We start from the raw sequence: 9,219 nt of genomic DNA on the forward strand, positions 1-9,219 counted from the left end.
AACGGCATGGATCCTAGGGTCTGCGCGCGTCGCTTCGCTCCTTGCTCCGCCCTAGGATGACGACGTCAGAGACGCCTCGACCACCACAAGCGTTCGCAACCGCCAACACACCCGTCAGGACATCGTGTCGAGCTTGCGCTGCATCGCGGCGATCTGCGCCTTCAATTCCTGCAGATCGTCGGATTTCTCTTCCTTCTTCGGCGGCTCGGCAGGCGCCGCGGAATTGTTCCCCGCGGACGGGAACGGCGTGAACATGCGCATCGCGTTCTGGAACATTTCCACGTTCCGGCGCGTCTGTTCCTCCAGCGCCTTCATCGGCGTCTTCATCATGTCGATCGGCGTCTTGCCGAAGGCGCCCTTGAGCTGCTCGCGGAAGCGCTCCTGCTCCTTGGAGAAGGCGATCATCGACTGTTCGAGGAAGCTCGGCACGATCATCTGCATCTGATCGCCGTAGAAGGAGATCAGCTGGCGAAGGAACGGGATCGGCAGCATGTTCTGCCCATCCTTGTTCTCCAGCTCGAAGATGATCTGTGTGAGCACCGGATGCGTGATGTCGTCGCCGGTCTTGGCGTCCTGCACGGTGAACTCCTCGCCCTTCTTGACCATCTCGGCCAGATCCTCGAGCGTGACATAGGTGCTGGTGCCGGTGTTGTAGAGCCGGCGGTTGGCATATTTCTTGATGACGATCGGGTCGTCTTTTGCGGCCATCCGTATCCTCCCCAGGATACCGGCGCGTTCAGAGTAAGCGGCCGGTAACGATTGCGCCATTTGTCGAGGATATGCGCAAAAGCGTCACAATTCCAAGTGGTTTGTGCAGTGCGGCATCATTTAATGCGGAATGAGCGGAGCAAATTGTACCGCGCGCTGATGGCTGCGCTGTCACGATAGGCGCCCGACCTGCTTGCCGCGCATGGCGGCCATGCCCATTTCCGGTTTGACTCGGGTTCCCTAACGGGCAAGAAAAGTCTTCAATGATCGCCTAAAACACGACACCTCGAAGTCTGGAGAAGAAAATGTCCGCTTCCAATTCAATCGTCGTTGCCAGCGCCGCCCGCACGGCGGTCGGGTCCTTCAATGGCAGTTTCGCCGCGACGCCGGCACATGAGCTCGGCGCCGTGGTCATCAAGGAACTGCTCGCGCGGGCCGGCGTCGAGGCAGGCGAGGTCGACGAGGTCATCCTCGGGCAGGTGCTGACCGCCGCCCAGGGACAGAACCCAGCCCGCCAGGCCTCGATCAATGCCGGCCTGCCCAAGGAGACCACCGCCTGGGGCCTCAACCAGGTTTGCGGCTCGGGGCTGCGGGCAATCGCCCTCGGCATGCAGCAGATCGCCACCGGCGATGCCAAGCTGATCGTCGCCGGCGGCCAGGAATCGATGTCGCTCTCGCCGCATGCCCAGCATCTGCGCGCCGGCGTCAAGATGGGCGACTACAAGATGATCGACACCATGATCAAGGACGGCCTGTGGGATGCCTTCAACGGCTACCACATGGGCAACACCGCCGAGAACGTCGCCCGTCAGTTCCAGATCACCCGCGACGACCAGGACGAGTTCGCGCTCGCCTCGCAGAACAAGGCCGAAGCGGCACAGAAGGCCGGCAAGTTCAAGGACGAGATCGTCGCCTTCACCATCAAGGGCAAGAAGGGCGACACCATCGTCGACCAGGACGAATATATCCGCCATGGCGCGACGCTGGACGCCATGACCAAGCTGAAGCCCGCCTTCGACAAGGACGGCACGGTCACTGCCGCCAATGCTTCAGGCATCAATGACGGCGCCGCCGGCGCGCTGCTGATGACCGAGGCCGAAGCCGCCAGGCGCGGCATCACGCCGCTGGTGCGCATCGCTTCCTGGGCGACCGCCGGCGTCGACCCGGCGATCATGGGCACCGGCCCGATCCCGGCCTCGAAAAGGGCGCTGGAAAAGGCCGGCTGGTCGGTCAAGGACCTCGATCTCGTCGAGGCCAACGAGGCGTTCGCCGCGCAGGCTTGCGCCGTCAACAAGGGCATGGGCTGGGATCCCTCGATCGTCAACGTCAATGGCGGCGCCATCGCCATCGGCCATCCGATCGGCGCTTCCGGCGCCCGTGTCTTCAACACGCTGGTCCATGAAATGCGCCGCCGCGGCGCCAAGAAGGGCCTGGCGACGCTGTGCATCGGCGGTGGCATGGGCGTCGCCATGTGCGTTGAAGCGTTGAACTGAGGCAGTAGCGAATAGCGAATAGGGAGTAGCGAATAGGGAAGAAAAAGCGTCGCGCGGCGGGATATCAGATCCCTACTCGCTATTCGCTATTCGCTACTCCCTATTCGCTCCTCCGACCAAAAAAGGGAGGAACTTCATGTCCAAAGTCGCAATAGTCACGGGCGGATCGCGAGGCATCGGCGCGGCGATATCGGTGGCGCTGAAGAGCGCCGGTTATTCGGTGGCCGCGAACTATGCCGGCAACGACGAAGCGGCGCAGAAATTCAAGGCCGAGACCGGCATCCCCGTCTACAAATGGTCGGTCGCCGACTACGATGCCTGCGCCGCCGGGATTAAACAGGTGGAGGCCGATCTCGGCCCGGTCTCGGTGCTGGTCAACAATGCCGGCATCACCCGCGACGCCATGTTCCACAAGATGACCCGCGAGCAGTGGAAGGAGGTTGTCGACACCAACCTCTCCGGCGTCTTCAACATGACGCATCCGCTCTGGAGCGGCATGCGCGACCGCAAGTTCGGCCGCGTCATCACCATCTCCTCGATCAACGGCCAGAAGGGCCAGGCCGGCCAGGTCAATTACTCCGCCGCCAAGGCCGGCGACATCGGCTTCTCGAAGGCGCTTGCCCAGGAAGGTGCCCGCGCGGGCATCACCGTCAACGTCATCTGCCCGGGCTATATCGCCACCGAGATGGTCAAGGCGATCGACGAGAAGGTGCTCAACGAGCGCATCATCCCGCAGATCCCTGTCGGCCGTCTCGGCGAGCCGGAAGAGGTCGCGCGCTGCGTCGTCTTTCTGGCGTCGGACGAGGCCGGTTTCATCACCGGCTCGACCATCAGCGCCAATGGCGGCCAGTATTTCACCTGAGATCTTATCTCACCTGATGTTCTTCGATGGCAGGTGGCCCGGAGAAATCGGGCCACCTGTTTTTGTCTGCGCTCCCGGCGGAACGCGTGACGCATGCCTCAATTCGGCACGCAAAAGTTAACGGCTTCCGCGCGCCCTATGCGAAATCCCGTTCACAGCTTGTGAATTTTCGGTGCGCAAGCTGTGGACAACACCATATCTAGAGGTGAACAAAACGGGAAAGTTCGTAGATCGCTGATTCGTCGCCGATTCGTTCCGGCTTTGGCCGAAAAGTTAACGCGCGGAGCGGAAACGGCGTCAAAATAATTAATGGGCGATTAGGAAAGATCAACCATTTCATAACTTTGGCGACTGCACTCAGGTAAGCCGCCACCGTTCGCCGGCAAAAGTTAACGGCCGTTCGAAGCGCGCCCGAGCCAAGCATGAAACGGGCCAGTTCTTGGATTCAGCATGTGGTGAGACTCAGCGTCAAAAAATCCACATATAGCCGTGAACAAAACCTGAATCAGGCCGAGTCAGCGATTCGTCGCCGATTCGTTCCAGACTCGTTCCAACGGTTAATCGGCCGCAGATTTTGACCTTGCCCGTCGGCGCGCCATTTTTTTCAGGGAACATTCCGCTTTCGCTTCGCGTCTGAAATCCCTATGTGTCGCCTGTCACACGCGGCGGCACCGCCGCGTTCCCGACAACAAGCGGCAGAAAGCGTCATTTCCCAGCCGATGAACATCCAGCCGAAACACACCCAGCCGCTGATCCTTTCGGGCCGCGACGTGACGGCCGTGCTCGGCCCCACCAACACCGGCAAGACCCACCTCGCCATCGAGCGCATGGTGGCGCATGAGAGTGGCATCATCGGCCTGCCGCTCAGACTGCTTGCCCGCGAGGTCTACACGCGCGTCTGCGAGAAGGTCGGCGCCCACAAGGTGGCGCTCATCACCGGCGAAGAGAAGATCATTCCGGCAGCTGCGAAATATTCTGTCTGCACCGTCGAGGCGATGCCGCGCGAGACCGATGCGGCCTTCGTCGCCATCGACGAGGTGCAGCTCGCGAGCGACCTGGAACGCGGCCACATCTTCACCGACCGCATCCTGCATTTGCGCGGCCGCCAGGAGACGCTGCTGCTCGGTGCCGCCACCATGCACGGCATCTTGCAGAAACTGCTGAAGGGCATTTCGGTGGTGACGCGGCCGCGGCTGTCGCATCTCGCCTATGCCGGCTCGAAGAAGCTCACCCGCCTGCCGCGGCGCACGGCGATCGTCGCCTTCTCCGCCGACGAGGTCTATGCCATCGCCGAGCTGATCCGCCGCCAGCAGGGTGGCGCGGCAGTCGTGCTCGGCGCGCTCTCGCCCCGCACCCGCAATGCCCAGGTGGAGATCTTCCAGTCTGGCGATGTCGATTATCTCGTCGCCACCGACGCCATCGGCATGGGGCTGAACCTCGATCTCGAGCACGTCGCCTTCGCCCAGAACCGCAAGTTCGACGGCTACCAGTACCGCAACCTGACCGCCGCCGAGCTCGGCCAGATCGCCGGCCGCGCCGGGCGGCATCTGCGTGACGGTACCTTCGGCGTCACCGGTCAGGTCGATCCGTTCGACGAGGATCTGGTCAAGAAGATCGAAGGACACGACTTCGACCCGGTGAAGGTGCTGCAGTGGCGCACCGCCGATTTCGATTTCACCAGCCTCGATGCCCTGAAGCGCTCGATCGAGACCAACGCGCCGGTCGAAGGGCTGACCCGGGCATTGCCGGTGGTGGACGCCCAGGCGCTGGAACATCTGTCGCGCGACGAGGATATCCGCGCGCTTGCCAGCGGCAAGGAGCGCGTGGCGCTGCTTTGGGAAGCCTGCGCGCTGCCGGACTACCGCAAGATCGCGCCCGCGCAGCATGCTGACCTTATCGCCTCGATCTACATGGACCTTGCGCGCCATGGCCATGTCGATGAGAATTACATGGCCGAGCAGGTGCGGCGAGCCGACACGACGGATGGCGATATCGACACGCTGTCGCACCGGATCGCACAGATCCGCACCTGGACCTTCGTCTCCAACCGACCGAACTGGCTGGCCGATCAGCTACACTGGCAGGAAAAGACGCGCGAAATCGAAGACAGATTGTCGGATGCGCTGCATGAGCGGTTGACGAAACGCTTCGTAGACCGCAGGACTTCCGTCCTCATGCGGCGCCTTAGAGAAAATACCATGCCTGAAGCCGAAATCAGCCCAACCGGAACCGTCCTCGTCGAAGGCCATCACGTCGGCGAGCTGCAGGGATTCCGCTTCACCGCCGACCAGAGCGCCGGCGGCGAGGATGCCAAGGCGGTGCGCACCGCCGCCCAGAAGGCGCTCAGCACGGAATTCGAGGCGCGCTCGGAGCGCTTTGCCGCCTGCGCCAACGGCGATCTGGCATTGGGCTCGGACGGCATATTGCGCTGGATCGGCGCACCGATCGGCACGCTGGTCGCCGGTGACGAGGCGCTGAAGCCGCGGCTTGTGCTGCTTGCCGACGAACAGCTCACCGGGCCGGCCCGCGACAAGGTCGCGGCGCGCGCCGAGCGTTTCGTCAATTTCCAGATCGAGTCGCTGCTGAAGCCGCTCGTCGACTTGAAGAATGCCGACCAGCTCGCCGGCATCGCGCGTGGCATAGCCTTCCAGCTCGTCGAGCATTTCGGCCTCATCAACCGCCGCGACATCGCCGAGGAAATGAAGTCGCTCGACCAGGAGGGCCGCGCGGCACTGCGGCGCCTTGGCGTGCGCTTCGGCGCCTACCACGTCTTCGTGCCGGCGCTGATCAAGCCGGCGCCGGCCGGGCTGGTGACGCTGCTCTGGGCGCTGAAGAACGAGGGCAAGGACAAGCCGGGCTTCGGCGACGTCGTCCATGCGCTGGCGTCGGGCCGCACCTCGGTGGTCATCGACCCGGCCTTCGACAAGACCTTCTACAAACTCGCCGGCTACCGCAACCTCGGCCGCCGCGCCGTGCGTGTCGACATTTTGGAAAGGCTCGCCGATCTCATCCGCCCGGCGACCAACTGGAAGCCCGGCCTCGGTCAGCGCCCTGACGGCGCTTATGACGGCCACGCCTTCATGGTGACGCCGCCGATGATGTCGATCCTCGGCGCCACCGCCGACGACATGGAAGAGATCCTCAAGGGCTTGGGCTATCGTTCCGAGCCGAAGCCGGCCGCCGAAGTCAAGGCCAAGCTCGACGCGCTGGACAGCGCCGCCCGCGAAGCCGCCGCCGCGAAGCTCGCCGCGGAAGAGGCCGCGCGCGCTGCAAAGGCGGCTGAGATGCCGGCTGCCGATACCGCCGCCGAAGGCTCGGAACCGATAGCCGAAATACAAGCTACCGAAGCTACGACCGACGGAGGCACGGAGTCTGCCGCTGAGGCCGGCGTAGAGCCCGTGTCGGAAGAGCAGCCTCAAACTGAAGCTGTAGGAGAAGCCGCTCCTGCGCCAGAGCAGGCCACCGAGGCTCCGACCTCCCCCTCGATGGGGGAGGTCGCGGCGCGAAGCGACGCGGGTGGGGGTGATGGCGCCGGCGATGCAGACGGCACCAATACCGCCGGTGCCGGCGCTCCCCCCGCCCCGGCGCTGCGCGCCGACCCTCCCCACGAGGGGGAGGGTAAGGCCGGCGAAGCCCCAGCCGAGCAAGAAGAGCCGAAGCCGATCCTTCTGTGGCGACAGGCGCGCTTCGATCATCAGCGCCCGCGCCATCGCCACCATGACAACCGACGCGATAACCGTCAGCGCGGCGCACTGACTGCGCATGATGGCCAGGCGGGCGCCACTGGCGGCCAGGCCGGAGATCGGCCGACCCACGAAGGCCGTCGCGACCAGCGCGACGGCGCCGGCAAACCTCGCTTCGATCGCTCGAAGTTCAAGCCGAGGCCGGAAACCGGCGACCGCCGCGAGGGGCGGCCGGACTGGAAGGGCAACAGGCAGGGCGGCAAAGGAAATGCCGCGGGCGACAACAAGCCGGCCTTCCAGAGCAAGCCACGCGAGGAGCGTCCGCAGCGCTTCGACCCGGATTCGCCCTTCGCCAAGCTCGCCGCCTTGCGCGACCAGCTGAAGAAATAGCCTCGGCCGGTGCAATGGTTGGAGAAGGACGCCAGCGCATCGACAAATGGCTGTTCTTCTCGCGCGCGGTGAAATCGCGCTCCCTGGCGGCGAAGCTCGTCATTGCAGGACGCGTCCGCATCAATCGCGACAAAGCAGCGCAGGCCTCGGATCTGGTCAAGGCCGGCGATGTCCTGACCATCACGCTCGACCGCCGTATCATGGTCTGGAAAGTGCTTGGGCCAGGAACCCGGCGCGGCCCGGCGGAGGAAGCGCGACTGCTCTACGAGGATATGTCGCCCCCACCCACGCCCAAGGGTGAGGCCGTTCCCGACGCCATTCCGGCGCTGCGCGAGACCGGCAGCGGCCGTCCGACCAAGCGGGAGCGCCGGCACACCGACCGCCTGCGCGGCGAGGACTAAGCATGTCTCCCGAAAGTGGGAACCGGTTTCGGGACAAAGACATGCGTAAATTCAAAAAACTAAAGCGCAGGGAGCGAATCTGAAAGATCGCGACGCGCTTTAGAAGAGACGACTGAACCGCGTCGCGGCGACCGGTTGGAATTCTGTTCCGCAACGCCGGCTCCGGCAGCAAGCCCCGCCCTTGCCAGCGAAGGGCAAAGGCGTTACCTCACCCTGAAAAGCCCAACAAAAACGGGACGTCCCGGAGCCTGCGATGACCTATGTCGTGACCGACAATTGCATAAAATGCAAATACATGGACTGCATCGAGGTCTGTCCGGTCGACTGTTTCTACGAAGGCGAGAACATGCTCGTCATTCACCCTGACGAGTGCATCGACTGCGGCGTCTGCGAGCCGGAATGCCCGGCCGACGCGATCAAGCCGGACACCGAGTCCGGTCTCGACAAATGGTTGCAGGTCAATTCCGAATACGCCGAGAAATGGCCCAACATCACCGCCAAGAAAGAGCCGCCGGCAGATGCCAAGACCTTCGACGGCGAGACCGGAAAGTTCGAGAAATATTTCTCGCCGGAGCCTGGCGAAGGCGACTGACTGCCGAGCCGGCTAGGTCGGCATGACGCAGCGTAACAGGCCCGATACAATTGCTGTCTTGACAGACAGCGACGGCGTTTGGCGTTAGCGAACGCAGCAAAACCTTGATTCTTCCGACTTTTTGTGCTACATGAGCGAAACATGCCGGTGACACAACGTCGATTTATGGCGCTAACGCCCCAAATCACTGAAAGGTGAGCTTCTCAATCCGGACCAGAGCGATCTGGGGCAGGCGGGTCGCATTCGTGCGATTTGTCGGTCTCGGTTTTTCCGGTGGGTTCACCTGTTGTGCGGCTAACGGTCGGCTATCGCCGATCGCGTGGGTTTCAGCCGGCGCCGCCATGCCGGCGCTACAACTAAGGAGTTCAGGGCGTAATGGCAACGATCACCCCGCAGAAGAAGTCCACCGCAGCCCGCCACGGGTTCAAGACCGGCGAATTCATCGTCTATCCGGCGCATGGCGTCGGCCAGATCGTGGCGATCGACGAGCAGGAAGTCGCAGGTCACAAGCTGGAACTATTCGTCATCGATTTCCAGAAGGACAAGATGCGGCTCAAGGTGCCGGTCGCCAAGGCGACCTCGATCGGCATGCGCAAGCTGTCGGAAGAGGATTATGTCGATCGCGCGCTGAAGGTCGTGCAGGGCCGCGCCCGCATCAAGCGCACCATGTGGTCGCGCCGCGCGCAGGAATATGATGCCAAGATCAATTCCGGCGACCTGATCTCGATCTCGGAAGTGGTGCGCGACCTCTACCGCGCCGACAACCAGCCGGAGCAGTCCTATTCCGAGCGCCAGCTTTACGAAGCCGCGCTCGACCGCATGGCCCGCGAGATTGCCGCCGTCAACCGCATGTCGGAGACGGAAGCCGTGCGCCTCATCGAGGTCAACCTCAACAAGGGTCCGAAGCGCGGCGCCAAGGCCGACAACGAGGAAGCCGAGCAGGAAGAAGCTGCCTGAGCTTTTTCGCTTTCCGAATACGAAAAAACCCGGCTCGATGAACTGACCCCGTAAAGTTGGACGGTTCATTGAGCTGGTAGATTTAAGGGCTGGGTCCTGTATTGCACAGGGGCCAGCCCTTTCAGTTTCAGTT

Annotated in this window: 8 protein-coding genes; 6 read left to right on the forward strand and 2 right to left on the reverse strand. The window is 63.1% G+C overall.

The genetic code is table 11. The annotated features are described in order from the left end of the window. Nucleotides 1–114 precede the first annotated feature (114 nt). On the reverse strand, nt 115–708 hold the full coding sequence (phaR, locus tag ABID26_RS33500) for a polyhydroxyalkanoate synthesis repressor PhaR (RefSeq protein ID WP_126097481.1): 594 nt from the start codon (nt 706–708) through the stop codon (nt 115–117). A 305-nt stretch (nt 709–1,013) separates the two neighbouring features. Between phaR and ABID26_RS33505 the strand changes: the two genes are divergently transcribed. Beyond that, nucleotides 1,014–2,201, forward strand: a complete 1,188-nt coding sequence (locus ABID26_RS33505) for an acetyl-CoA C-acetyltransferase (protein WP_126097480.1) — start codon at nt 1,014–1,016, stop codon at nt 2,199–2,201. 136 nt (nt 2,202–2,337) lie between these two features. Then, the gene (gene phbB / locus ABID26_RS33510) at nt 2,338–3,063 is read left to right on the forward strand and encodes an acetoacetyl-CoA reductase (RefSeq protein ID WP_126097479.1); all 726 of its coding nucleotides are present in this window, start codon (nt 2,338–2,340) and stop codon (nt 3,061–3,063) included. Between the two features lie 468 nt (nt 3,064–3,531). Here the strand turns inward: phbB and ABID26_RS33515 are convergent, their stop codons facing one another. Then, on the reverse strand, nt 3,532–3,678 hold the full coding sequence (locus tag ABID26_RS33515; RefSeq protein WP_189521428.1) for a hypothetical protein: 147 nt from the start codon (nt 3,676–3,678) through the stop codon (nt 3,532–3,534). A gap of 104 nt (nt 3,679–3,782) precedes the next feature. Between ABID26_RS33515 and ABID26_RS33520 the strand changes: the two genes are divergently transcribed. The 4 genes from ABID26_RS33520 (at nt 3,783) to ABID26_RS33535 (ending at nt 9,086) form a co-directional block, all read left to right on the forward strand. Continuing rightward, on the forward strand, nt 3,783–7,136 hold the full coding sequence (locus ABID26_RS33520; RefSeq protein WP_354417784.1) for a helicase-related protein: 3,354 nt from the start codon (nt 3,783–3,785) through the stop codon (nt 7,134–7,136). Nucleotides 7,137–7,150: 14 nt separating this feature from the next. Further along, complete coding sequence (locus ABID26_RS33525) at nt 7,151–7,537, forward strand: RNA-binding S4 domain-containing protein (protein ID WP_126097477.1); 387 nt, start codon at nt 7,151–7,153, stop codon at nt 7,535–7,537. A gap of 253 nt (nt 7,538–7,790) precedes the next feature. Continuing rightward, a complete protein-coding gene (gene fdxA / locus ABID26_RS33530; RefSeq protein ID WP_059189985.1) occupies nt 7,791–8,129 on the forward strand; it encodes a ferredoxin FdxA in 339 nt (112 codons plus the stop codon). Between the two features lie 375 nt (nt 8,130–8,504). Beyond that, the gene (locus ABID26_RS33535; protein WP_040974338.1) at nt 8,505–9,086 is read left to right on the forward strand and encodes a CarD family transcriptional regulator; all 582 of its coding nucleotides are present in this window, start codon (nt 8,505–8,507) and stop codon (nt 9,084–9,086) included. Nucleotides 9,087–9,219: the final 133 nt, after the last annotated feature.

Origin of the sequence: Mesorhizobium shonense, assembly GCF_040545255.1 — a bacterium.
GTDB classification, from domain to species: Bacteria; Pseudomonadota; Alphaproteobacteria; order Rhizobiales; family Rhizobiaceae; genus Mesorhizobium; species Mesorhizobium shonense.